We start from the raw sequence: 22,659 nt of genomic DNA on the forward strand, positions 1-22,659 counted from the left end.
TGAGATGAATTTTCATTCGCTGCCTGTGCAGGCCGCTATCCATGGGCTTCGCGGCATTCAAACGGCCGCGCTGATCAAGGTCAGCCAGGGGCCGTAGGTGTCGACGTGGATCGGCAGGGTTTCGCCCAGGGCGGTGAGCGCGCGGTCGGGGTCGTCCAGGGGGAACACACCCTGGACCTTGATCTGGCGGACCTCGGGGCTGACCCGGATCAGCCCGCGTCGGTAGGGGCGCAGGGCGTCGATCACCGCCTCCAGGGGCTCGTCCAGCACATTGAGGCGGCCTTGCAGCCAGCCCGCGCGGTTGCGCTGGTCGCCGCTGAGCAGTTCGATGTGGCGGGCATGCAGCAGCGCCGCCTGCCCTTCGCCGAGGCCGAGGGAGCCGCCCGGCAACTGCGACGCCTGGGCGCCGCGCTCCAGTGCCACCGCGCGGGTGCTTTCCGCGAGCTGTTCCACCAGCAGGCGCCCGCCCAGGGTGCGCACGTCGCCCTGGCGGGTACGCACCACCAGGGGCTGGGTGCTGCCCTGGGCCGCACTGATCACCAGCGCGCCCTGGCGCAGGTGCAACAAGTGGGCGTTGGTGGAGACGTCGAGGTCGACGGCGCTGTCGGCGTTGAGCTCCAGCAGGCTGCCATTGGCCAGGGTGAAGCGGCGTCGCTCGCCGGTGCCGGTGCGCAGGTCGGCCATCAACGCCTGCCCGGCCTGGCTGCTGGCGCCGAGCCAGAGGCCGCCACCCAGCAGGCCGAGGCCGGCCAGGCCACGCAGCAGGTTGCGTCGTGACAGTTCCGGTTGCAGCAGGGCTTCGCGGGCCTGGCCCGGGGCGCGCCGCTCGAAGCTGCGCAGGGTGTCGTAGTGGCCGCCGAGGCCGCCTTGCAGGCGGGCCCAGGCGTCCTGGTGGCTGCTGTCGCTGTTCAGCCAGGTTTCGAAACGGGCCTGCTGGCGGGCGTCGGGCGTGCCGGCGCGCAGCCGCACCATCCAGGCGATGGCTTCTTCGCCGGCGCGGTCGATAGGGGCCTGGCTCATGGCTGCACCCCGGTGAGGTAGCACTGGCGCAGGGCCTGGGTCATGTAGCGGCCGACGGTGCGCTCGGAGACGTCCAGGCGGCGGCCGATCTCGGCGTAGCCGAGGCCGTCGAGCTGGCTCATGAGGAAGGCCTTCTTCACCGCCTGGGGCAGGCCGGCGAGGCTGCGGTCGACGGCGTGCAGGGCTTCCAGCAGCAGGTGGATCTCTTCCGGCGAGGGGGCCAGCTCCTCCGGCAGCTGCATCAGCCGCTCCAGGTAGGCCTGCTCCAGGCGCCGGCGCCGGTGGCGGTCGAAGATCAGCCGCCGGGCGATGGTGGAGAGGTAGGCGCGGGGCTGCTCGATGGTGGCCGGGTCGACCTGGGCGACCAGCAGCTGGCAGAAGGTTTCGGCCGCCGTGTCTTCGGCGTCCGCGCGGTTGCGCAGCTGCCGCTGCACATGCTGCAGCAGCCAGCGGTGGTGGTCGCTGAAGAAGAAACCCAGTTTGCTGGACGCGGACACGGGAGGGGAACCGGATACAAATGAGAATGCGTCGTATCTTATACAAATGCCCGTGCAGGTCCACCTGAACCGTTGCGGGTCCGATGCAGCGGGCCAGGGGCCAAGCTTCCGGCGCACCGATACGCCGCCTTCTGCAGGGCTGCAGCAGCCCTCGTCATGCCTGCCCTCGGCGCCTCATCAAGGGCGTTTTCCTGACCTTTCAGATGATAATTATTCTCGTAAAGGCTAAATAAGCCGCCCCCTCTTCGTCTCCAGTGCAACGGAATTTTTCACTCGACGACAAGGAGTCGGCAGCGATGTTCGTGCCATTCACCCGTTTCATGACGATCACATTGGGCCTCTGTGGCGCGGCGCTCAGCCCCGCCCTGCTGGCCGAAACCGAGCCTGCCCGTAGCCCCGATCCGCACGCTACGCCCCTGGAGCTGGAGGCCACCAGCGTCACCGCCGAGGGCCTCGGGGCGACCACCGAGAACACCGGGTCGTACACCACCGGCAGCATGAACACCGCCACGCGCTTGAACCTGTCGATCAAGGAGACCCCGCAGTCGGTGTCGGTGGTGACCCGCCAGCAGATGGATGACTTCAAGCTCGACACCCTGACCGAGGTACTGGGGCAAACCACCGGGGTGGTGGTGCAGCACCTGGACTCCGACCGGGCGATCTATTCGTCACGGGGCTATGGCATCGACAACTTCCAGGTTGACGGCATGCTCAACACCTTCAGCCGCATGAAATCCGACTCGGACACCATCATCTATGACCGCATCGAGGTGGTGCGCGGCGCCACCGGCCTGACCACGGGCGCGGGTGATCCCTCGGCCACCGTCAACATGGTGCGCAAGCGCCCCACCCGCGAATGGGCGGCCAGGGCCGGCGCCAGCGGTGGCAGCTACGACAACTACTACAGCTATGTGGATGTCGGCGGCCCCCTGGCGTTCGAGGGGCGCCTGCGCGGGCGCGCGGTGCTGGCCTATCGCGACAGCCAGTCGTTCCGTGATCACTACGCGCAGCAACGGGAGGTGGGCTACGGCATCCTCGAGGCCGACCTGACCGAAAGCACCACCCTGGCCCTGGGCTTCGACTACCAGGACAAGCAGGTCCAGGGCACCTCCTGGGGCACGCTGCCCTACTGGAATGCCTCGGGTGGCAAGGCCAACCTGCCGCGCTCCACCAACATGGCGGCGCACTGGAGTTCCTGGCCCCTCGAGGACAAGACAAGCTTCGCGACCCTCGACCAGCAGCTGGGTGGCGACTGGCACCTCAAGGCGGCCTACACCCACCGCGACAGCGAGAGCGACGGCAAGGTCTACTACGGCGGTGGCGGTATCCCGGAGGCCGACCGCTCGGGCATGAGCGCCTGGACCAGCCACATGATCGGCACGCAGAAAATGCGCGTGTATGACGTCAACCTGGCGGGCCCCTACAGCCTGCTTGGGCGCGATCACGAACTGATGCTGGGCTATGGCGAAGCCGAGCGCCGCGACTGGTCGCCCTACACCATTCCCGGCCCGACACCCCCGGGTTACACCGACATCGACGACTGGAAGTACATGGGCGGCATCGGCAAGTTCCCCGACACCGTGACCCACCTGCCCGGTTCCGACGGCAGCACCCGGCAGAAGGCCGGCTACCTGGCCACCCGCCTGAGCCTGCGCGATGACCTGCATGCGGTGCTGGGCAGCCGCTACGGCAGCTGGAAAAACCAGGCCCGCAGCTATGAGTACGATGCCAACGACCAGCTGACTGGCATCGAGGACACCCGCCAGCAGCACAACGACATGTGGACGCCCTATGCCGGCCTGCTCTACGACCTGACCCCCGAATACACGCTGTACGTCAGCTACACCGACATCTTCAAACCCCAGGAACTGCGCGACGCCAACCGCAAGTACCTGGAGCCGGTGGTGGGCGCCAACTACGAGCTGGGGCTCAAGGGCAGCCTGCTGGAGGAGCGCCTGAACCTGGCCACGGCGGTGTTCTGGAGCAAGCAGGACAACGTCGGCGAGCTGGACAGCTCGGTGCCGCCGGACCCGGTCACCGGCGAGGAGTTCTACAAGTCGGGCGGCAAGGGCGGCAAGGCCGAGGGGTTCGAGGTCGAGGTTTCGGGCGAGGTCCTGCCGGACTGGAACCTGACGGCCGGCTACTCCTACACCCACGCGCTGGATGGCGAGAAGCAGCGCAGCAATGGCGGTGAGCCGATGAACATGCTGCGCCTGTCGACGGCCTATCGCCTGCCGGGGCAATGGCGCGCGCTGACCGTCGGCGGCACCTTGAACTGGCAGAGCGAGATCTATGGCAACACCCGGCGCCCGGTGGGGCGCGACAGCGGCGGTGCGATCATCACCCAGACCACCCGCGTCCATCAGCAGGCCTACAGCGTGGCGGGGCTGATGTCGCGCTACGAGTTCGACAGGCACCTGTCGGTGTCGCTCAACGTGAGCAACCTGTTCGACAAGAAGTACTACGAGCGGGTTGGCTTCTATAACGGCGTTTACTGGGGCGAACCGCGCACCCTGACCCTGGGGCTGGACTGGACGCTCTGAGCCTTCGCCGCGCGGGTTGCTGAGGAGCAGGCAGGCACGAGGCCGGCTCCTTCAGACGGGGCCGGCCTCGTGGAAGCCGCCCTGGGCGGGCGGCTCGGGGTGGGCGACGGATCTAGCCGCGATGGCGCAACATGTAGGTCGCCAGGGCCACGGCACCTACGGCGCCCGCCGCGACGCCAGCGGTGGCCAGCGGGTGCTCACGGCCGTACTCGCGGGTGGCGATACCGGCCTTGGCCGTGCGCTCCCAGGCCTGGCCGGCCAGATCACGGGAGCGACTCAGGGTGCGCAGGGCGCCGTCCTGGATGGCACTGAGCGAGTGCTGCGACTCTGCTTCCACCACGTGCTTGATGCGCTCGATACCGCTGCGCAGTTGTTCGATTTCCTGCTCGATGCCCTGCAGGGTGGATTTCTTGCGCGAAGACATGAAGAAAGCCATGTCGTACCTCCTCTTTCGGGTTGGGGTACTAGGTCCGACCCACGTATCGCCGAGGAGTGCAGCTAATCTGAACTTATTCGTGGGATTCCGGGCCTGAGATGGCAAGTGGCCCATTTCCGAAAGCAAGGAGAACAACCATGTCTGATCATCACACCTACAAGAAGATCGAGATCGTCGGCTCCTCCCGCACCAGCATCGACGAAGCCATCAACAACGCCCTGGCCGAGGCGGCGAAGTCCATCCGCAACCTCGACTGGTTCGAGGTGGTGGAGACCCGGGGCCACATCGAGAACGGCAAGGTCGGCCACTACCAGGTCACCCTGAAGGTCGGATTCCGACTCAGCGATAGCTGAGCGTCTTACAGAAAAGGCCTGCCCCCTGGGCTAGGCTCACACAGGTTTGGCCATGTGGCGTCTCAACGAACAAGACCACAGGTGCCATCCGCTTGGGGACGTCTGGTCCCCTTGGCTCGCTCGAGCCTTTCTTTTCTACAACGAGGGAGCGTTACCGATGAAGAAACTGTTGTTGGCCGTTGGCCTGTTCACCCTTGCCGGTTCGGCTTTTGCCGCCGCCAAGCCCTGCGAGGAGCTGAAGTCCGAAATCGACGCGAAGATCAAGGCGAACGGAGCCACCTCCTACACCCTTGAGATCGTCGACAAGGGCAGCGCGACCGACAAGAAAGTGGTCGGCAGCTGCGAAGCGGGCAGCAAGGAAATCGTCTACCAGCGCAATTGATCGCGCGATGAGCAGTGAAGCCGGCGTTCGCGCCGGCTTTTTTATGGGCGCCAGGCGGGCCCCATGGCTTACCCGGAGGTGCCCTGGTTACCGAAAAGTGCCTTCTGGTGGCTGCCGCCGGGTAGGCCTACAGTAGCTCGCCTGTGTCTTACGGAAGGCGTGAGTCTTCCCCCGAGCAAGGTCCCTTCGCTATGTCAGCCCTTTCTTCCCTGCCCCTTTCCGTTCTCGACCTGGCCCCCATCCGCGACGATGGCGGCCCCGCCCAGGCGCTGCACAACTCCCTGGCCCTGGCGCGCCATGTGGAGCAACTCGGTTTCTCGCGCTTCTGGGTGGCCGAGCACCACAACATGGAAGGCATCGCCAGTTCCGCCACCTCGGTGCTGCTGGGTTACCTGGCGGCCAATACCTCGACGCTGCGCCTCGGCTCCGGCGGGATCATGCTGCCCAACCACGCGCCGCTGGTGGTGGCCGAGCAGTTCGGCACCCTCGCCACGCTCTACCCCGGGCGCATCGAGCTGGGCCTCGGTCGGGCGCCGGGCGCCGACCACCTGACCGCCCGTGCCCTGCGCCGCGAGCGTTCCGGCAGCGCCGACGATTTCCCCCAGGACGTGGAAGAGCTGGAGCTGTTGCTCGGCCCGCGCCTGGAAGGCCAGAAGGTCATCGCCATGCCGGGCATCGATACCCGGGTGCCGATCTGGCTGCTCGGTTCCAGCCTGTTCAGCGCCCAGCTGGCCGGGCAGAAGGGCCTGCCCTACGCCTTCGCCTCGCACTTCGCGCCGCGCTACATGCACGAGGCGATACGCGTGTACCGCAACCACTTCCGCCCCTCGGCGGTGCTCGATGCGCCCTACGTGATGCTCGGCGTGCCCCTGGTGGCGGCGCCCACGGACGAGGAGGCGGACTTCCTCGCCACCACCGTCTACCAGCGTGTACTGAGCCTGATGCGCGGCGAGAGCCTGGTGCTGCGCCCGCCGGTGGAGAGCATGGCCGGGCGCTGGTTGCCCCACGAGAAGGAGGCGGTCGGCAGCTTCCTGGCGATGGCCATGGTGGGCGGGCCGGAGAAGATCCGCGGCAAGCTGGAGGTGCTGCTGGAGCAGACCGGCGCCGACGAGCTGATCTTCACCTGCGACGTCTACCAGCACGAACACCGCCTGCGCGCCTTCGACATCCTCGCCGACCTGCGCGGCTGAGTCAGATCGGCCCGCAACCCAGGGTGTCGCCCCGCGCCACCACGTTGCGCTGGGCGTCGTACATCAGCACCTGCGGGCGCATGACGATGGGCCGGGCGTCGATGCGGTAGCGCTCGCCGGCGACGAAGCCGTCGTAACGGATGCGCACGTGGCAGGTGAGTTGGAAGGAACCGGAATCGCTATTGAGGCTGCCGCCGCTGGAGACCTCGAACTGGTAGCGCATCTCCAGTTCGTGGCGGCCTGGGCTGACCTGGTAGTAGCGGCCGTCGGCGGTGCGCTTGCCGTCCAGGCGATCGGCCATGAAGCTGGTGCCCGGCTCGCCGCGCAGGTCGATCCAGGCCTGAGCCGGGTCGGGTTGGGGCAGCGGGCCGGCGCAGGCGGTCAGGCTGGCCAGCAGGAGCGCGGCGGGTAGCTTGCGCATGGCGGAATCCTCGGGAGGGCGTGGCGTGCAGGATAAACCCGCCGCCCGTTTTCAGACATCGCCGCAGCGGCTTTCCCGGGCTCGCGCCACTTCGCGGTTGTCGTCGGTATAGAGCCGCGCCCAGGGGCGGAAGCCGATGCCGCCGGCCTTGAGTTCGTAGCGCTGGCCGGCGCTGAACGCCGGGTAGTCCAGCTTCAGCAGACAGGTGCGGGTCATGGCTTCGCGCTGGGGGCCGATGTCGTGGCCGTCGACATCGAAGCTGAAGCGCACTTCCAGTTCATGGCTGCCGGGGGTCACCTGGAAGTAGCGATCGTCCTCCAGGGGCTGGCGGTCCACGCTGGCCGCCTGCAGGGCGTGCTTTTCCGGCTGATCGAGGTCGATCCAGGCCTGGTCGGGGTCGTGGCTCGGCATGATCAGCGAGCAGCCGCCGAGGTTGAGCAGCAGGACAGTGGGAAGCAGGCGACGCATGCGGCAACTCCTTATGGCGTGCGGTGGGCCCATGCGCTAGCTTCACGCCATGCCGGCCACCATTCTTCTAGCCTCTCTCGACCGCGTCCGCACCCTGGCGGTTCCGTTGCTGCTCGCCCTGGCGCTGAACGGTTGCTCCAGCCTGGACTACTACGGCCAGCTGGCCAGCGGGCAGCTGCAGTTGCTGCACGCCCGTGAGCCGGTGGCGCGGGTGCTCGCCGACCCCAGCCGCGACGCCACCTTGCGCCAGCGCCTGGCGCTCTCGCAGCGGGCGCGGGTTTTCGCCAGCGCCGAGCTGGCCCTGCCGGACAATGGCAGCTACCGCGTCTATGCAGATATCCACAGGCCCTTCGTGGTGTGGAATGTGTTCGCCACGCCGGAGCTGTCCCTGGCGCCCATCACCCACTGCTTCCCCATCGCCGGCTGCGTCGCCTATCGAGGCTATTACCAGCCGGGCCGCGCACGTGGCGCTGCGGCGTTGATGCGCGAGGAGGGGCTGGATACCTGGATCGGCGGCGTCGAGGCCTATTCCACCCTGGGCTGGTTCGACGACCCCATCCTCAGCAGCATGGTGCGCTGGGACGAGGACCGGCTGGCGGCGGTGATCTTCCATGAGCTGGCGCACCAGCAGCTGTACGTCGCCGACGACAGTGCCTTCAACGAATCCTTCGCCAGCTTCGTCGAGCGCGAGGGCTTGCGCCAGTGGCGTGCCAGCCAGGGCCTGCCGGCGGGTGGCGAGGAGGGCGTGCGCCAGCGCGAGCAGTTCACCGCACTGGTGCTGGCCAGCCGTGAGCGCCTGGAGAAGCTCTACGCCAGCGACCGCCCGGATGCCGAGAAGCGCGCGGCCAAGCAGGCCGAGTTCGAGCGCCTGCGCCATGACTACCGCCAGCTGCGCGACAGCCAGTGGCAGGGTGTCGGCCGCTACGACGGCTGGATCGAAAGCCCGCTGAACAACGCCAAGCTGCTGCCCTTCGGCCTCTACGACCGCTGGGTGCCGGCCTTCGCCGAGCTGTACCGACGCAGTGCCGGCTGGACCGATTTCTACGAGCGGGTGGCGGCGCTGGCCGCGCTCGAGCCCATGCAACGCCAGGCGGCTGTGGCCGCGTTGATGCCGGAGAACTCGCCGGTGGCCGCATCGGTCGAATGAACGTGGATTCGCCTGACAGAGGAGGTGTGCGATGAACAGATGGGGATTGGCCGTGCTGCTCGGCCTGCTGGGCAGCGCCGCCGTGGCGGCACCCAAGCCTTGCGAGGAACTCAAGCAGGAGATCGAGGTGAAGATCCAGGCCGCCGGGGTGACCGCCTACACGCTGGAGATCGTGCCGGCTGCCGAGGTGGAAGACCCGAACATGGTGGTCGGCACCTGCGAGAACGGCACTAAGAAGATCGTCTACCAGCGTAACGGGACCTGAGCCCTGCGTTGAATCCCCCGGGCTGAAGCCCGGGCTACCTGCCGAGAGCCCGAGTGCTAGCGCGCGAAGGCCTGGTGCATCTCCGCCAGGGTGGCGAAGTACCAGGCCGGGGCTTCCGCCATCAATTCCTCATGGCTGCCGAAACCGTAGCCGACGCCAATGGCCTGCAGGCCATTCTCCCGGGCGCCGATCAGGTCGTGCTTGCGGTCGCCGATCATCAGTGTCTCGGCCGGGTCCAGCCCTTCCTCGTCCAGCAGGTGGCGGATCAGCTCCACCTTGTTGGTGCGGGTGCCGTCCAGCTCGCTGCCGTAGATCACCTTGAAGTGCCTGGCGAAATCGAAGTGCCGGGCGATCTCGCGGGCGAACACCGCCGGCTTGCTGGTGGCGATGTACAGGGTGCGGCCCTGCTCGCCGAGCATCCTCAGCAGTTCGGCGACGCCGTCGAACACGCGGTTCTCGTAGAGGCCGGTGACCTGGAAGCGGTCGCGGTAGTGGTTCACCGCCTCCCAGGCACGGGGCTCGTCGAAGGCGTAGGTCTGCATGAAGCACTGCAGCAGCGGCGGGCCGATGAAGTGCTCCAGGCGCGCCAGGTCCGGCTCGTGGATGTCCAGCTTGCCCAGGGCGTACTGGATCGAACGGGTGATGCCCTCGCGCGGGTCGGTGAGGGTGCCATCGAGGTCGAAGAGGATGTTCTGCTGGTGCATGGCTTTAGGCGGTCTGGGCTCGGGGGTTGGCAGGATAGCGGGGTTGGCCGGCCGTGCCGAGCATCCGCTGGGCATGGTCGGCCGGCGGCGTCACTGGCCGTATCCCTCGGCGATATGCAGGTCCTTCAGCTTCACGTAGTTGGCGGCGCTGTAAGTGAAGAAGGCCTTTTCCTTGTCGCTCAGCGGGCGAGCCTGTTTCACCGGGCTGCCGACATAGAGGTAGCCGCTTTCCAGGCGCTTGCCCGGTGGTACCAGGCTGCCGGCGCCGATCACCACGTCGTCTTCCACCACGACGCCGTCCATGACGATGCTGCCCATGCCCACCAGGATGCGGTTGCCCAGGGTGCAGCCGTGCAGGGTGACCTTGTGTCCTATGGTCACATCGTCGCCGATGAGCAGGGGAAAGCCGTCCGGGTTGAAGGGACCGGCGTGGGTGATATGCAGGACACTGCCGTCCTGCACGCTGGTACGTGCCCCGATGCGGATACGGTGCATGTCGCCGCGAATCAGGGTGAAGGGCCAGACGGAGCTGTCATCGCCCAGTTCGACATCGCCGATGACCACGGCGGACCGGTCGACGAAAACCCGCTCGGCCAGCTGTGGAGCGGTGCCCCGGTAGGTTCTTATCGCGCTCATAGAAAGTCCTGTGGCTGCGTTGTGCGCCGATTGTAATTAAGATGAACGCCATCGACCCGGGTTAAACCTCGTGGCGCGTCGGTTGTCCCACTCATTAGGTGCACCCGGCGTAGGACCGTCAAAAATCTGGCAATGTGGCTGGCCGTCTCTGGAAAAGGAGAGAGTCCATGACTACCTTGCGTTTCAGATCCTCTGCGAACAGAACCAAAGCCGCAGCGGCCACGGTAACCCGTGAATCCCTCGAATCCCAGGTCGCCGCCTATCTGCGGCGTGGGGGGCAGATCCAGAAGATCGCCCGGGGGGTGAGCGGGATACCATTGAACGGTTCCTGGCACTTGTCCAGGCGCAGGAAATGATTCAGGAGGGGGCCTTGTGCCCCCTCTCTCTTTCCCGGTATCTACGCTCCATCAACCTTTCCAGACGCAACAGGTGAATGCCGTGAGCTCCAGCAATCCCCTTCTTCAGGACTTCGACCTGCCGCCCTACTCCGCCATCCGCCCGGAGCATGTAGAGCCCGCCATCGACACCATCCTCGCTGACAGCCGTGCTGCCATCGATGCGCTGCTCGCCCGCCAGGAGGGCACGCCGACCTGGCAAGGCCTGGTGCTGGCGCTGGACGAACTGGGCGAGCGCCTGGGCCGCGCCTGGAGCCCCGTGAGCCACCTCAACGCCGTGTGCAACAGCGCCGAGCTGCGCAGCGCCTACGAGGCCTGCCTGCCCAAGCTGTCCGAGTACTGGACCGAGCTGGGCCAGAACCGCGAACTGTTCCAGGCCTATGAGGCCCTGGCCAGCAGCCCCGAGGCCGCCGGCTTCGACGTGGCGCAGAAGACCATCCTCGAACACGCCCTGCGCGACTTCCGCCTGTCCGGCATCGACCTGCCGAGCGACAAGCAGCAGCGCTATGGCGAAATCCAGATGAAGCTCTCCGAGCTCACCAGCCGCTTCTCCAACCAGCTGCTGGACGCCACCCAGGCCTGGACCAAACAGGTCAGCGACGAAGCCGCGCTGGATGGCCTGACCGAATCCGCCCGCGCGCAGATGGCCCAGGCCGCCAAGGCCAAGGGCCTGGACGGCTGGCTGATCAGCCTGGAGTTCCCCAGCTACTACGCGGTGATGACCTACGCCAACGACCGCGCCCTGCGCGAAGAGGTCTACACCGCCTACTGCACCCGCGCCTCCGACCAGGGGCCCAATGCCGGCCAGAACGACAACGGCCCGGTGATGGAGCAGATCCTCGACCTGCGCCAGGAGCTGGCCGCCCTGCTCGGCTTCGGCAGCTACGCCGAGCTGAGCCTGGCCACCAAGATGGCCGAGACCAGCGACCAAGTGCTGAGCTTCCTCCGCGACCTAGCCGTGCGCAGCAAGCCCTTCGCCAAGCAGGACCTCGACGAGTTGCGTGCCTTCGCCGCCGAACAGGGCCTGGACGACCTGCAGAGCTGGGACACCGGCTACTACGCCGAGAAGCTGCGTGAGCAGCGCTACAGCATTTCCCAGGAAATCCTCCGCGCCTACTTCCCCATCGACAAGGTGCTCACCGGCCTCTTCGCCATCGTGCAGAAGCTCTACGGCATCGAAATCCGTGAGCTGTCGGGCTTCGACACCTGGCACCCGGACGTGCGCCTGTTCGAGATCAGCGAGAACGGCCAGCACGTCGGCCGTTTCTTCTTCGACCTCTATGCCCGCGCCAACAAGCGTGGCGGCGCCTGGATGGACGGTGCCCGCGACAAGCGCCGCACGTCCGCCGGCACGCTGGTCAGCCCGGTGGCCAACCTGGTGTGCAACTTCACCCCGGCCGTGGGCGACAAGCCCGCGCTGCTGACCCACGATGAAGTCACCACCCTGTTCCACGAATTTGGCCACGGCCTGCACCACCTGCTGACCCGCGTCGAGCACGCCGGTGCCTCCGGCATCAACGGCGTGGCCTGGGACGCGGTCGAGCTGCCCAGCCAGTTCATGGAGAACTGGTGCTGGGAGCCGGAAGGCCTGGCCCTGATCTCCGGCCACTACCAGAGTGGCGAGGCCTTGCCCCAGGACCTGCTGGACAAGATGCTCGCCGCGAAGAACTTCCAGTCCGGCCTGATGATGGTGCGCCAGCTGGAGTTCTCCCTGTTCGACTTCGAGCTGCACGCCACCCACGGCGATGGCCGCAGCGTGCTGGAGGTGCTCGAAGGCATCCGCGCCGAGGTCTCGGTGATGCGCCCGCCGGCCTTCAACCGCTTCGCCAACAGCTTCGCGCACATCTTCGCCGGCGGTTACGCGGCTGGTTACTACAGCTACAAGTGGGCCGAAGTGCTCTCCGCCGATGCCTTCTCCAAGTTCGAGGAAGAGGGCGTGTTCAACGCCGACACCGGCCGCGCCTTCCGCGAGGCCATCCTCGCCCGTGGCGGCTCCCAGGAGCCCATGGTGCTGTTCGTCGACTTCCGCGGCCGCGAGCCCTCCATCGACGCCCTGCTGCGCCACCTCGGCCTGTCCGCGGAGGCCGCATGAGCGAAGGTCCCGTGAACGTCACCAAGAAACGCTTCATCGCCGGCGCCGTGTGCCCGGCGTGCAGCGAGCAGGACCGCATCCAGATGTGGGACGAGGACGGCGTGCCGCACCGCCAGTGCGTAGCCTGCGGCTATGCCGACACCCTCAACGCCCAGGGCCAATCGGTGCCCAAGGAGCTGGGAACGCGGGTCAACAAGGCTGTGCCCAAGCCGGCCGACCCCAAGGTCCAGGGCGTGCAGTTCTTCCCCAATCCCAAGCTGAAGAAACCCAGCGAGTGAATTGAAGGCCAGGGAGGGCCGATGATCCGTCTGATGCTCTGTGGCCTGCTGGCATTGGCCAGCGGCCTTGTCGTCGCCAGCGAAATCACCCGCGAGCCTGCGGCACTGCCCGCGCGTTATGGCGCCGCGCTGCCTCACAGCGCGGCCGACCTGCAGGCCTGGGACCAAGACACTCGCCGTTTCCCACCCGTCGCCCATGCCCTGGACCAGATCGCCGATGGCAGCGAGCCCTGGTTACAGCGCTGGCGTTCGGCAATGGCCCAGGTCCGCCCGACGGAGGCCGTCGCGGTCGAGCGCCTGTGGCAATCGCACTTGCAGTTCAGCGAGCTGTCACCGGCGTTCTGCACCTTCGCCCGGCACAGCCTGCAAGGGCCGGACGACCTGATCCGCCGCATCGTCTCCGTACCTTTCGCGAAGGGCTGCGCCCAGGCATCGGACCGTCCCTTGCTGTTGCGCCCGGATACGCCGGCCCGCGCGGTGCTGGCGTTCTACGCCGGGCAGGAAGCGCCCGTGCCCGCTTTCGAGCCGCGCCTGGAGCAGGCCGTCACCGCGATGATCCCGAGCGCTGAAGCCTATGAGCTGCGCGCCGCCGCCTTCACCCTCGTGCACCTGAAACAGGCCGAGGCCAACCGTGCGTTGTTGCGCATCCATGGGCGGATCACCGACCAGGACAAGGCCGACCAGGTCGCACTGGCTTTCCTGCGGAGCGACGACCCTCAGGGACGCGCACTGGCGCAGGCGGCCTGCCAGCGTCGCCTGCGCGATCCGATGTGCAGCCCCTCGCCGCACTACGGGGCAGAGGCTCAGGGCGAGGACGAGCCGCACGTCGACAGGGCTCTTGTCGCGCGTCGCATCGCCGAGCTGGCTACCCTCGGCTTCAGCCGGGTGCAGGCGCTCAAGGTGGATGAGCAGGCCAGTGCCGACCCGGAGTTCCTGCTGAGTGCCGCCGACTACCTGTACGGCTTCGACACCGAGACCGGGATGTTCCCCAACCAGCACGATTCGCTGTTGCGGCGCCTGGCGCGCCTGGCCGGGTCGACGCTGCAGGATGTGGTGTTCGAGGAGCGCTACCCGGCGGACGACCAGGGCCCCTACCGGCTGAGTGCCTATGCCGATGGCTCGGTCTATCGCCTGGAGGCGCAGAACTACGGCGACTGGTACGACGTCCAGGCCGTGCTGCAACTGCTGCAGCGAGTCGCCGATGACCGCCGGCTGGACGTGGCATTTGTGCCGCTGGCCAGTGGCGACCAGATGTCGCTGGTGCTGGCCGGCCCCAATGCTGCGGTGAACGCGGCATTCGAGCGCGGCCTGTTGCAGCGGGCCGAACCGGAGCAGGCGATGGAAAGCGGCAAGGCATTCGAGGCGGAAGTCATCCAGGGGCTGCAGCGCCAGCAGCCTTGAGCGTGGCGCTTATGACAGTGTTAGATTCCGACACCCAGGGTGGATCTTCCCCCGCGAGCACAAGGGTTCAGAGAGGGCGTCATGTGGCACTTGGTATGCGGTGACAACGCGGTCGAAGGCGTCGCTTTCGTGCTTGGCGAGGAGGTGGCGCGGCAGTTCCTGCGGGTGCTGCGCGATGACCTCGCCGTCGGCCCGCTGAGCGGCATCGAACAGCCGCCTTGCACCCGTCGCGCCGCCTTCTGGCGCGCGGTATGGCCGGTTGCGGTGCAGCCGGTGCCGGACTTCGAAAGCGGCCTGGGCGAAGACGCCCAATGGCTCGCCGGCCTGGCTGGGCAGAGTCATGCGGTCACCGTCTGGCATGGCGACAGCGCCTCCGAGCAACTGCTGCTGGCCCGCGTCGCGGCGGCCTTGGAGCACAGCGAGCTGCCCCTCTGGGAAGTGCCCTGCGGCAGCGGTGACAGCCGCGTGGCCAGCCGCCGCGCGGTGGCCATGCACGCGCCGGCCGAACTCGCCGAGCTGTACCTGCCCAAACTGGTGGGGCCGGAGCGTCGACAGCAGTTGGCGGCGCAATGGCGTGATGTGCTCAGCGAGGGCGCGGGCATCCGCCGCTGGCGCGACGGGGCCTTCCAGGGTGAAGACTTCAGCTTTATCGATGCCGACCTGCTGGAGCGCTGCACCCCTGAATGGCGCCCGCTGGGCCGGGTGATGGCCGATGTCATGGGCCATTGCGACGGCTTCTTCGCCACCGACTTCTTCCTCTTCTGGCGCGCTCGGGAACTGGCCGTCCAGGGCCGGGTCCAGATCGAGGGCGAACCCGGTGCCAATGGCTACGGCGGCCTGCAGGTGCGCCTGCCCGGTTGATTCCGGGCTGCACTCATTCCTTCGAGCCGGAGGCTTCATGCACGGACCCGACCCCCGCAACCCGCACCCCATGGCGGGCTTCCCCCAGGTCTGCTTCATCCGCAACACGGTGAACAACCCGCAGATCGAGATCGGCGAATACACCTATTACGACGACCCGGACGACTCGGAGAACTTCGAGCGCAACGTGCTCTATCTCTTCCCCTTCATCGGCGATCGCCTGGTGATCGGGCGCTTCTGCGCCATCGCGCGCGGGGTGAAGTTCATCATGAACGGCGCCAACCACAAGCTCTCCGGCTTCTCCACCTACCCCTTCCAGATCTTCGGCGGCGGCTGGGAGCGGCACATGCCGGAGCTGTCCGAGTTTCCCAACAAGGGCGACACCCTGATCGGCAACGACGTGTGGATCGGCTACGAGGCGCTGATCATGCCCGGGGTGAAGATCGGTGATGGCGCCATCATTTCCTCGCGCTCGGTGGTGACCCGCGACGTGGCGCCCTACAGCATCGTCGGCGGCAACCCGGCCGAACCGCTGAAGCGGCGCTTCCCCGATGAAGTGGTGGAACGCCTGCTCGCCCTGGCCTGGTGGGACTGGCCGGTGGAGAAGATCAGCCGGCACATGGCGGCGATCATGGCCGCCGATCTCGACGCCCTGGAGCGCTGCGCCCGGGAAGGCTGAGGCGAACTGCGTCACTTCCGCCGAGCGGGCACCTTGCCCCGGCGCGGGGCCGGGAGTAGTTTTCCCTGCTGTGCCCCGCTGCACAGGGAGCCGTCGCAGAGGGCGGCAATACAGCAAGGAGACCCCAGGTGCCCACCTTTACCCGCAACAAACTTCCGGTCGTCGGCAGCCTCGAACTGGTGGTCGGCAACGTGCTCAAGCTGAAGCTCAACGGCCTGGGACCGGGCAAGAAGCACTACCGCATCAAAAGCGCCAACACCTGCCTGGAAGTGAAGCAGGATGCCAACGACCGCCAGAGTGAACAGAGCATCACCATCAAGGCCCTGCGCGCCTGCCAGTCGGTGCGCGTCGAAGCCTTTTCCGCCGTCGATGACCTGCCCTCGGGCATCCACGTGGTCATCACCGTGCTGGAAGCGCTGACGCTGCCCGATGGCAAGACCGACGAAGGCTGCCTCGCGCGCCTGTTGCTGGCCGAGTCGGTGGTGCCGAAGAACGCGGGAGGCCTTGAGGAAGCGCTGTTCTCCATGCAGCTGATGCGCCAGGTGATCGAGAACCGCATGGCGTTCTCCGAACCGAAGCACTTCGGCAAGCCCGCCAACAAGACCATGACCGGCTTCATCACCGCCCGTGACCCGCTGCAGTTCGAGGGGTTCGGCAACTATCCGGCCATCGGCGCCAAGGAAGGCAAGATCGACAGCTACCTGCGGTTGGCCAACGATGGCAGCGACCTGCGTTTCTCCTTCGTCCGCCAGCATGTGCAGAACGCGCTGGACGTGGCGGCGGGCAAGAGTGTCGCCAAGCCCTACAAGCCGCCGGTCTATGGCTGGATGACCGAAGGCAGCGACCCGGGCGGCTACTTCATCAAGGCGGTGGACAAGGGTGGCCAGACCTTCTTCAGCCTCACCCAGGCCTTTATCGACAACCCCAACAACCCGGGTAAACCGAAGAAATGAACAGCTCACGCCTGGCCGGACTCTTCTCCGGCGCCCTGCTTTTCGTCACCCTTGGTGCCTGCGCGGCCGAGTCCTTCGGCCCGTCGATCTACACCGGCCAGGTGGCGCGTTTCGACATCGCCGAGGACAAGACCTTCGCCGACCCCGAGCAGGACATGCGCTTCCTGCTGGTGCAGGCCAAGCGCAACGACAGCGCCAACCACTTCTGCGTGGTCGGCTACCAGTGGCCGGATGGCAAGCGCAAGGCGGCGGTGCATTGGCAGGAAGGCCAGCGCATCGTGCTCTGGACCGGAAAATCCGGCGTGAGCGATGCATTCAAGTACGCCGACTCCATGGCCATGGCCAATACCGTGGACCTGAAGGACGGCCTGGTGGACACCGACGAGCAGCGCTTCGGCAGCAGCTTCCTGCAACTGCGCTCCTCGGCCGAAGGCACCCTCGCCGACTGCAAGGCCCACGGTCGCCAATACCTGATCGAGCCCTTTACCCCGCCGAGCGAGTCCGACGAGGACGAGTAGGGCTTTCCGACGAAAACCGGCTGGCGTAGGACGCTGTAAGAATATACTGTTCATGCATACAGTATTTTCCGGAGCGCCTCGCCATGTCCGTCACCCTCCCGCCCCGTGGCCGGGGAACCGGCAGCAACCCGTTCAACCGTTTCGCCCCGACCCTCTCGGTGGCCGAGGACGACGGCTGGTACCAGGAGGTGCCGCCGACCCGCGCCACCGAAGTGCGCATCGAGACGGCCAAGAGCATCATCGCCCGCAACCAGTCGCCGGACCTGCCCTTCGACCGCTCGATAAACCCCTATCGCGGCTGTGAACACGGCTGCATCTACTGCTATGCACGGCCCAGCCACGCCTATTGGGACATGTCCCCGGGCATCGATTTCGAAACCCGGCTGATCGCCAAGACCAACGCTGCCGCCCTGCTGGAGCAACAGCTGAGCAAGCCCGGCTACCAGTGCGCGCCCATCGCCCTGGGCGCCAACACCGACCCCTACCAGCCCATCGAGCGCGAGCATCGCCTGACCCGGCAGATACTCGAGGTGCTGCTGCGCTACCGCCATCCGCTGACCATCGTCACCAAGGGCTCACTGGTGCTGCGTGACCTCGACCTGTTGAGCCAGCTGGCCGAGCAGCGCCTGGTCAAGGTGATGATCAGCCTCACCACCCTCGAAGATGAGCTCAAGCGCGTGCTCGAGCCCCGCGCCGCCGCGCCATCCGCGCGCCTGCGGGCGATCCGTGTGCTGCGTGAAAACCGTATTCCGGTGGGCGTGCTCTGCTCGCCGATGATCCCGATGATCAACGACAGCGAGCTGGAAAGCCTGCTGGAGGCCGCCCGTGACGCCGGCGCGCGCAGCGCCTCCTACATGCTGGTGCGCTTGCCCCGGGAGGTGGCGCCGCTGTTCGAGGAGTGGCTGCAGGCCCACTACCCGCAACGGGCTGCCCATGTGATGAGCATCATCCGCCAGTGCCGCGGCGGCGAGGTCTACGACAGCCGCTTCGGCAAGCGCTTCAGCGGTGAAGGCGCCTTCGCCCAGCTGCTGGCCCAGCGCTTCGCCGTCGCCATGCGCCGCCTGGGCCTGGAGAAACGTGGCGACGTGGCGCTGGACTGCTCGCGCTTCTGTCCGCCTGGTGGGCAGATGGCGTTGCTGTGAGCGAAAGGATGGGCGGAAGGGCTTTTGCGGGGCCGAAGTGTGACCGGAACACGCCGAACGGTGTCCTGTAGGGGGTCGGATAAATCCGACCATATCGGTAAAGTAATCCCACTTTCCCCTACAGAGTCCCAAGGCGAACGAGGTCGGCATGAGCGACGAGCACGATACCCCGCAAACCCAGGAAAGCGCTGAAGAAGCGCTGCGCAACATCGTCGAAGGTTTCCAGCGTTTCCGCGACCAGGTCTACCCGGAGCAGGAAGAGCTGTTCAAGCGCCTGGCCCATGAGCAGAAACCCCGCGCCATGTTCATCACCTGCGCCGACTCGCGCATCGTCCCGGAACTGATCACCCAGAGCTCTCCCGGCGACCTGTTCGTTACCCGCAACGTCGGCAACGTGGTACCGCCCTACGGGCAGATGAACGGTGGCGTTTCCACCGCCATCGAGTTCGCCGTCATGGCCCTCGGCGTGCACCACATCATCATCTGCGGCCACTCCGACTGCGGCGCTATGAAGGCGGTGCTCAACCCCGAGCAGCTGGAGCGCATGCCCACCGTCAAGGCCTGGCTGCGCCATGCCGAAGTGGCCCGCACCGTGGTCGCCGAGAACTGCGGCTGCGCCAACCACGAAACCCTCGGCGTGCTCACCGAGGAGAACGTGGTGGCCCAGCTCGACCACCTGCGCACCCACCCCTCGGTGGCGGCGCGCCTGGCCAGCGGCCAGCTGTTCATCCATGGCTGGGTCTACGACATCGAGACCGCCGCCATCCGCGCCTACGACGCCGAGAGCGGTCGCTTCCGCACCATCGGTGATGGCCCGCTGCCGATGGCCACGCCCCGCGCCCGCTACCTGTGAGCCCCGGCGCCCCGGTTGCGGCCGGGGCGCCGTCCGTTCCCTTCCTTCCTCTCGTGGCTGCGCTTTTGCTTCGTCGAACTTCTGCACGGTCGTCCCATCACCAGTCCGGGCTGGCAGACTGCTATCGGCCATTCGTCTGTAATGCTCATTCCAGAGCGGTTTCTTCAGTTTGAGTTAAGTCTGCGCGCCTAAGGTTTTTCTCCATCCCGACCGCCCGGTCGGGTTGCAATCTGCCATCAAGCGGCAGGTCACGAGGGCCATCGGCCCGCTCGGAACGCAAACAGGAGAAACCATGAACCAGGACATCCGCAGCATCCCGCCCGCCCCCTCCGACGCCATCGACGCCCAGGCCGCCTTCGACACCCTGATGCAGGGCTGCCGGCGTTTTCGCGAGGAGACCTTCCCCCGGCAACGCGCCCTCTTCCAGCAGCTGGCGCAGCGCCAGTCGCCGCGGGCCATGTTCATCACCTGCGCCGACTCGCGGGTGGCCCCGGAGCTGATCACCCACAGCGCGCCGGGCGATCTCTTCGTCACCCGCAACGTCGGCAACCTGGTGCCGCCCTACGGCCAGATGAACGGTGGCGTCTCCACCGCCATCGAGTACGCGGTCATGGCCCTGGGCGTGCAGCACCTCATCGTCTGCGGCCATTCCGATTGCGGCGCCATGAAGGCGGTGCTGGCCCCGGAATCCCTGAACGGCATGCCCACCGTCAGCGCCTGGCTGCGTCACGCCGAGGTGGCCCGCAGCCTGGTGGAACGCAACTGCGATTGCGTGGGCCACGATGCCCTCGGCGTGCTCACCGAGGAGAACGTGGTGGCCCAGCTCGACCACCTGCGCACCCACCCGGCGGTGGCCGCGCGCCTGGCCGCCGGCCAGCTGTTCATCCACGGCTGGGTCTACGACATCGAGACCGCCGCCATCCGCGCCTACGACGCCGAGGCCGGCCGCTTCCGGCCGCTGGAGCAAGGCCGCGCCGCCATGGCGACACCGCGCCCGCGCTACCTGGCGTCCTGACGCCCCCTTCCCATACGCCGTGGCGGCCGAGACCGCCGCGCGTCCCCCTTTCGTGCCGCAGGAGATCGCGACATGCGCCTTGCTTCCCTTCAATCCACGCTACCCCGGGACCTGCTGGCCTCGGTGGTGGTCTTCCTCGTCGCCCTGCCACTGTGCATGGGCATCGCCATCGCCTCCGGCATGCCGCCGGCCAAGGGCCTGATCACCGGCATCGTCGGCGGCCTGGTGGTCGGCTGGCTGGCGGGCTCGCCGTTGCAGGTCAGCGGCCCGGCGGCCGGCCTCGCCGTGCTGGTCTTCGAGCTGGTGCGCGAGCACGGCATGGCCATGCTCGGGCCGATCCTGGTGCTGGCCGGGCTGTTGCAGCTGTGCGCCGGGCGCCTGCGCCTGGGCTGCTGGTTCCGGGTCACGGCGCCAGCGGTGGTCTACGGCATGCTCGCCGGCATCGGCGCGCTCATCGTGATGTCGCAGGTGCATGTGATGTTCGATGCCAGGCCCCACGCCTCGGGTCTGGAGAACCTGCTGGCGTTCCCCGAGACGCTGATCAACGCGCTCGCCCAGGTCGGTTCCGGCGGCGGCCTGGCCGCCGCGGCGCTGGGCCTGGGCACCATCGCCTGCATGTGGGGCTGGGAGCGCTGGCGCCCGCAGTCGCTGCGTTTCCTGCCCGGCGCGCTGATCGGTGTCAGCCTGGCGACCTTGGCCAGCCTGGCCCTGGCGCTCGATGTGCAACGGGTGACGGTGCCGGCCACCCTGGGCGAAGCCATCGACTGGCTGCGACCGGCCGACCTGCTCGGCCTGGCCGACCCGCAGATCCTTTTGGCGGCGCTGGTGGTGGCCTTCGTCGCCAGTGCCGAGACGCTGCTTTCCGCCGCCGCCGTAGACCGCATGCACGCTGGGCCGCGCTCCGACCTGGACCGCGAGCTGTCGGCCCAGGGCGTGGGCAACCTGCTCTGTGGCGTACTCGGCGCGCTGCCCATGACCGGGGTGATCGTGCGCAGCTCGGCCAACGTCCAGGCCGGTGCCCGCACGCGCCTGTCGGCCGTGCTGCACGGTGCCTGGCTGCTGGCTTTCGTGGCGCTGTTGCCGGCGGTGCTGCAGAGCATCCCGGTGGCCGCCCTGGCCGGCGTGCTGGTGTTCACCGGCTTCAAGCTGGTGGATGCCAAGGCCATGCGCAGCCTCTCGCGCTACGGCCGCGCACCCTTGCTGATCTATGCCGCCACGGCACTGGGCATCGTCGCCTTCGACCTGCTCAGCGGCGTGCTCATCGGCTTCGCCCTGACCCTGGCCAAGTTGGCCTGGAAGGCTTCGCGCCTGAAGGTCGCCCTGGTGCAGGGTGCCCCCGGCGAGGCCGAGCTGCGCCTGGCCGGCGCCGCCACCTTCCTGCGGGTGCCGCAGCTGGCGCGGGTGCTGGAGGGGGTGGCGCCGGGCACGCGGCTGCAGGTGCCGCTGGATAACCTCAGCTACATCGACCATGCCTGCATGGAACTGCTGGAGGATTGGGGGCGCGCCGCGCAGCGCCAGGGTGGGGCCCTGCAGATCGAGCCCCGTGCCCTGAACCGGCGCCTGGAGGGACGGCTGCTCAGCCTGCGCGGCCGCGCCGTCTGAAGATCAGCTGGCGGCGCGTTGTGCCTGGTCCAGCTGCAGTTCGACGCCGAGCTGGCGCGAGAGGCAGGGCCAGCGCTTCCACGCCGCTTCCACCTTTGGGTCGTGCAGCCTGTCGCGGTAGTGTTGCACCGAGGCGCGCTCGAACACCGCCTCGTCGAGCATGCCGTCCACTGCATGGTGCACGGCTTCGTCCAGCTGGTTGGCGAAGGGTTCGCCGATCAGCCGGTGGGCGATGAGGTTGGCCACGGTGGTGTCCAGGGGGATCAGCGGCTCGCCCAGGTGGGCGATGTAGCGGTCGTTCACTTCCTCCACCAGGCGGTGGGCGAGGTAGGCCTCGTCGAGCAGGCCGTCCAGGCCCTCGTGGCCTTCCACCATGCTCGGCGGCTGCAGGAAGAACTGCTCGGCCACCTTCAGCACCGGCTTCACCTGGGCCTCGATACCGGCTTCGCGGGCGACGTTGGCGGCGGCGTCGAGCACGTCCGGCACCTGTTCGATATAAGCGCTGACGAAGCGCGCCAGCACGCCCTGGGCGTCGTCGTCGGGCAGGCGGATGGCGGGGTGGAGGCGGTCCAGCTGGGTGGAGAGGATGCGCGCCAGGTGCCCGCTCCGGGCTTCCTGTTCGTGGGCTCGCTGGATGAGTTCGCGCAGGGCGAGGGTATTCATGACTGCTCCTGGATAGGACATGGATCTAAGGGAGGGGAAGACACAACTTAGCTCGCCCCGGCGGCCAGCTAAGACCCGATTGTCATAATGCCGCAATGCTTATGCATGGTCGCGATAACGGCCACCGCGCACTCCCGCCAACCCC

Annotated in this window: 26 protein-coding genes; 18 read left to right on the forward strand and 8 right to left on the reverse strand. The window is 67.3% G+C overall.

Features of this window, described 5'->3' with window-relative positions:
• Positions 1-57 precede the first annotated feature (57 nt).
• Together ACXI0U_RS23880 and ACXI0U_RS23885 are read right to left on the reverse strand one after the other, a co-directional pair.
• The gene (locus ACXI0U_RS23880) at positions 58-1,020 is read right to left on the reverse strand and encodes a DUF4880 domain-containing protein (RefSeq protein ID WP_479550908.1); all 963 of its coding nucleotides are present in this window, start codon (positions 1,018-1,020) and stop codon (positions 58-60) included.
• Complete coding sequence (locus ACXI0U_RS23885; protein ID WP_479550909.1) at positions 1,017-1,517, reverse strand: sigma-70 family RNA polymerase sigma factor; 501 nt, start codon at positions 1,515-1,517, stop codon at positions 1,017-1,019. Before ACXI0U_RS23885 ends, ACXI0U_RS23880 begins: the two co-directional genes overlap by 4 nt.
• A gap of 296 nt (positions 1,518-1,813) precedes the next feature.
• Here ACXI0U_RS23885 and ACXI0U_RS23890 point away from each other — a divergent pair, with 296 nt between their 5' ends.
• Entirely contained in the window at positions 1,814-4,060 is a 2,247-nt protein-coding gene (locus ACXI0U_RS23890) for a TonB-dependent siderophore receptor (RefSeq protein WP_374979456.1), read from the forward strand.
• A 112-nt stretch (positions 4,061-4,172) separates the two neighbouring features.
• Here the strand turns inward: ACXI0U_RS23890 and ACXI0U_RS23895 are convergent, their stop codons facing one another.
• Positions 4,173-4,496 (reverse strand): hypothetical protein, encoded by a 324-nt coding sequence (locus ACXI0U_RS23895; protein WP_021219905.1) that lies wholly within the window; start codon positions 4,494-4,496, stop codon positions 4,173-4,175.
• Between the two features lie 137 nt (positions 4,497-4,633).
• On the opposite strand from ACXI0U_RS23895, the gene ACXI0U_RS23900 reads away from it, so the two are divergent.
• The 3 genes from ACXI0U_RS23900 to ACXI0U_RS23910 all read left to right on the forward strand — a co-directional run bounded on the left by ACXI0U_RS23900 (position 4,634) and on the right by ACXI0U_RS23910 (position 6,421).
• Positions 4,634-4,849 (forward strand): dodecin, encoded by a 216-nt coding sequence (locus ACXI0U_RS23900; protein ID WP_043241890.1) that lies wholly within the window; start codon positions 4,634-4,636, stop codon positions 4,847-4,849.
• A 157-nt stretch (positions 4,850-5,006) separates the two neighbouring features.
• Positions 5,007-5,231: a DUF1161 domain-containing protein gene (locus ACXI0U_RS23905; protein WP_021219903.1), complete on the forward strand. Its 225-nt coding sequence runs from the start codon at positions 5,007-5,009 to the stop codon at positions 5,229-5,231.
• A gap of 191 nt (positions 5,232-5,422) precedes the next feature.
• The gene (locus ACXI0U_RS23910) at positions 5,423-6,421 is read left to right on the forward strand and encodes an LLM class flavin-dependent oxidoreductase (RefSeq protein WP_423727701.1); all 999 of its coding nucleotides are present in this window, start codon (positions 5,423-5,425) and stop codon (positions 6,419-6,421) included.
• Position 6,422: 1 nt separating this feature from the next.
• Here the strand turns inward: ACXI0U_RS23910 and ACXI0U_RS23915 are convergent, their stop codons facing one another.
• Both ACXI0U_RS23915 and ACXI0U_RS23920 read right to left on the reverse strand, forming a co-directional pair.
• Complete coding sequence (locus ACXI0U_RS23915; RefSeq protein ID WP_265170181.1) at positions 6,423-6,842, reverse strand: PA0061/PA0062 family lipoprotein; 420 nt, start codon at positions 6,840-6,842, stop codon at positions 6,423-6,425.
• 51 nt (positions 6,843-6,893) lie between these two features.
• Entirely contained in the window at positions 6,894-7,310 is a 417-nt protein-coding gene (locus tag ACXI0U_RS23920; RefSeq protein WP_350447379.1) for a PA0061/PA0062 family lipoprotein, read from the reverse strand.
• A 49-nt stretch (positions 7,311-7,359) separates the two neighbouring features.
• Here ACXI0U_RS23920 and ACXI0U_RS23925 point away from each other — a divergent pair, with 49 nt between their 5' ends.
• Both ACXI0U_RS23925 and ACXI0U_RS23930 read left to right on the forward strand, forming a co-directional pair.
• Positions 7,360-8,457, forward strand: coding sequence for an aminopeptidase (locus ACXI0U_RS23925; RefSeq protein WP_350447380.1), 1,098 nt, complete (start codon positions 7,360-7,362; stop codon positions 8,455-8,457).
• Positions 8,458-8,488: 31 nt separating this feature from the next.
• Positions 8,489-8,722 (forward strand): DUF1161 domain-containing protein, encoded by a 234-nt coding sequence (locus tag ACXI0U_RS23930; protein ID WP_031287857.1) that lies wholly within the window; start codon positions 8,489-8,491, stop codon positions 8,720-8,722.
• 56 nt (positions 8,723-8,778) lie between these two features.
• On the opposite strand, the gene ACXI0U_RS23935 is transcribed toward ACXI0U_RS23930, so the two are convergent.
• Both ACXI0U_RS23935 and ACXI0U_RS23940 read right to left on the reverse strand, forming a co-directional pair.
• The gene (locus tag ACXI0U_RS23935) at positions 8,779-9,426 is read right to left on the reverse strand and encodes an HAD family hydrolase (protein ID WP_271659531.1); all 648 of its coding nucleotides are present in this window, start codon (positions 9,424-9,426) and stop codon (positions 8,779-8,781) included.
• A 90-nt stretch (positions 9,427-9,516) separates the two neighbouring features.
• Entirely contained in the window at positions 9,517-10,062 is a 546-nt protein-coding gene (locus tag ACXI0U_RS23940) for a gamma carbonic anhydrase family protein (protein ID WP_271659532.1), read from the reverse strand.
• Positions 10,063-10,229: 167 nt separating this feature from the next.
• Here ACXI0U_RS23940 and ACXI0U_RS23945 point away from each other — a divergent pair, with 167 nt between their 5' ends.
• The 12 genes from ACXI0U_RS23945 (at position 10,230) to ACXI0U_RS24000 (ending at position 21,851) form a co-directional block, all read left to right on the forward strand.
• A complete protein-coding gene (locus ACXI0U_RS23945) occupies positions 10,230-10,418 on the forward strand; it encodes a hypothetical protein (protein WP_431483055.1) in 189 nt (62 codons plus the stop codon).
• 82 nt (positions 10,419-10,500) lie between these two features.
• Positions 10,501-12,549: an oligopeptidase A gene (prlC, locus tag ACXI0U_RS23950; RefSeq protein ID WP_435634797.1), complete on the forward strand. Its 2,049-nt coding sequence runs from the start codon at positions 10,501-10,503 to the stop codon at positions 12,547-12,549.
• A complete protein-coding gene (locus ACXI0U_RS23955) occupies positions 12,546-12,827 on the forward strand; it encodes a YheV family putative zinc ribbon protein (protein ID WP_021219893.1) in 282 nt (93 codons plus the stop codon). The genes prlC and ACXI0U_RS23955 overlap by 4 nt, the downstream gene beginning before the upstream one ends.
• Before the next feature lie 21 nt (positions 12,828-12,848).
• Complete coding sequence (locus ACXI0U_RS23960; protein ID WP_479550910.1) at positions 12,849-14,228, forward strand: hypothetical protein; 1,380 nt, start codon at positions 12,849-12,851, stop codon at positions 14,226-14,228.
• A gap of 81 nt (positions 14,229-14,309) precedes the next feature.
• Positions 14,310-15,089, forward strand: coding sequence for a DUF3658 domain-containing protein (locus ACXI0U_RS23965; RefSeq protein WP_479550911.1), 780 nt, complete (start codon positions 14,310-14,312; stop codon positions 15,087-15,089).
• A 37-nt stretch (positions 15,090-15,126) separates the two neighbouring features.
• On the forward strand, positions 15,127-15,768 hold the full coding sequence (locus tag ACXI0U_RS23970) for a Vat family streptogramin A O-acetyltransferase (protein ID WP_043241907.1): 642 nt from the start codon (positions 15,127-15,129) through the stop codon (positions 15,766-15,768).
• Positions 15,769-15,896: 128 nt separating this feature from the next.
• Positions 15,897-16,721: a hypothetical protein gene (locus tag ACXI0U_RS23975; protein WP_021219889.1), complete on the forward strand. Its 825-nt coding sequence runs from the start codon at positions 15,897-15,899 to the stop codon at positions 16,719-16,721.
• Positions 16,718-17,239, forward strand: a complete 522-nt coding sequence (locus ACXI0U_RS23980; RefSeq protein ID WP_374979466.1) for a hypothetical protein — start codon at positions 16,718-16,720, stop codon at positions 17,237-17,239. Before ACXI0U_RS23975 ends, ACXI0U_RS23980 begins: the two co-directional genes overlap by 4 nt.
• An 83-nt stretch (positions 17,240-17,322) precedes the next feature.
• Positions 17,323-18,381 carry a PA0069 family radical SAM protein gene (locus ACXI0U_RS23985; protein ID WP_374979467.1) on the forward strand — a complete coding sequence of 353 codons (1,059 nt, stop codon included), beginning with the start codon at positions 17,323-17,325 and terminating at the stop codon, positions 18,379-18,381.
• Positions 18,382-18,529: 148 nt separating this feature from the next.
• Positions 18,530-19,234, forward strand: coding sequence for a carbonic anhydrase (locus tag ACXI0U_RS23990; RefSeq protein ID WP_021219886.1), 705 nt, complete (start codon positions 18,530-18,532; stop codon positions 19,232-19,234).
• A 367-nt stretch (positions 19,235-19,601) separates the two neighbouring features.
• Positions 19,602-20,249, forward strand: a complete 648-nt coding sequence (locus ACXI0U_RS23995; RefSeq protein ID WP_374981977.1) for a carbonic anhydrase — start codon at positions 19,602-19,604, stop codon at positions 20,247-20,249.
• A gap of 72 nt (positions 20,250-20,321) precedes the next feature.
• Positions 20,322-21,851, forward strand: coding sequence for a SulP family inorganic anion transporter (locus ACXI0U_RS24000; protein WP_021219884.1), 1,530 nt, complete (start codon positions 20,322-20,324; stop codon positions 21,849-21,851).
• A 3-nt stretch (positions 21,852-21,854) separates the two neighbouring features.
• Here ACXI0U_RS24000 and ACXI0U_RS24005 read toward each other — a convergent pair whose 3' ends face one another.
• Positions 21,855-22,514: a hypothetical protein gene (locus tag ACXI0U_RS24005; protein WP_043241913.1), complete on the reverse strand. Its 660-nt coding sequence runs from the start codon at positions 22,512-22,514 to the stop codon at positions 21,855-21,857.
• Positions 22,515-22,659 lie beyond the last annotated feature (145 nt).

The organism is Pseudomonas sp. C9D1 (genome assembly GCF_056491235.1).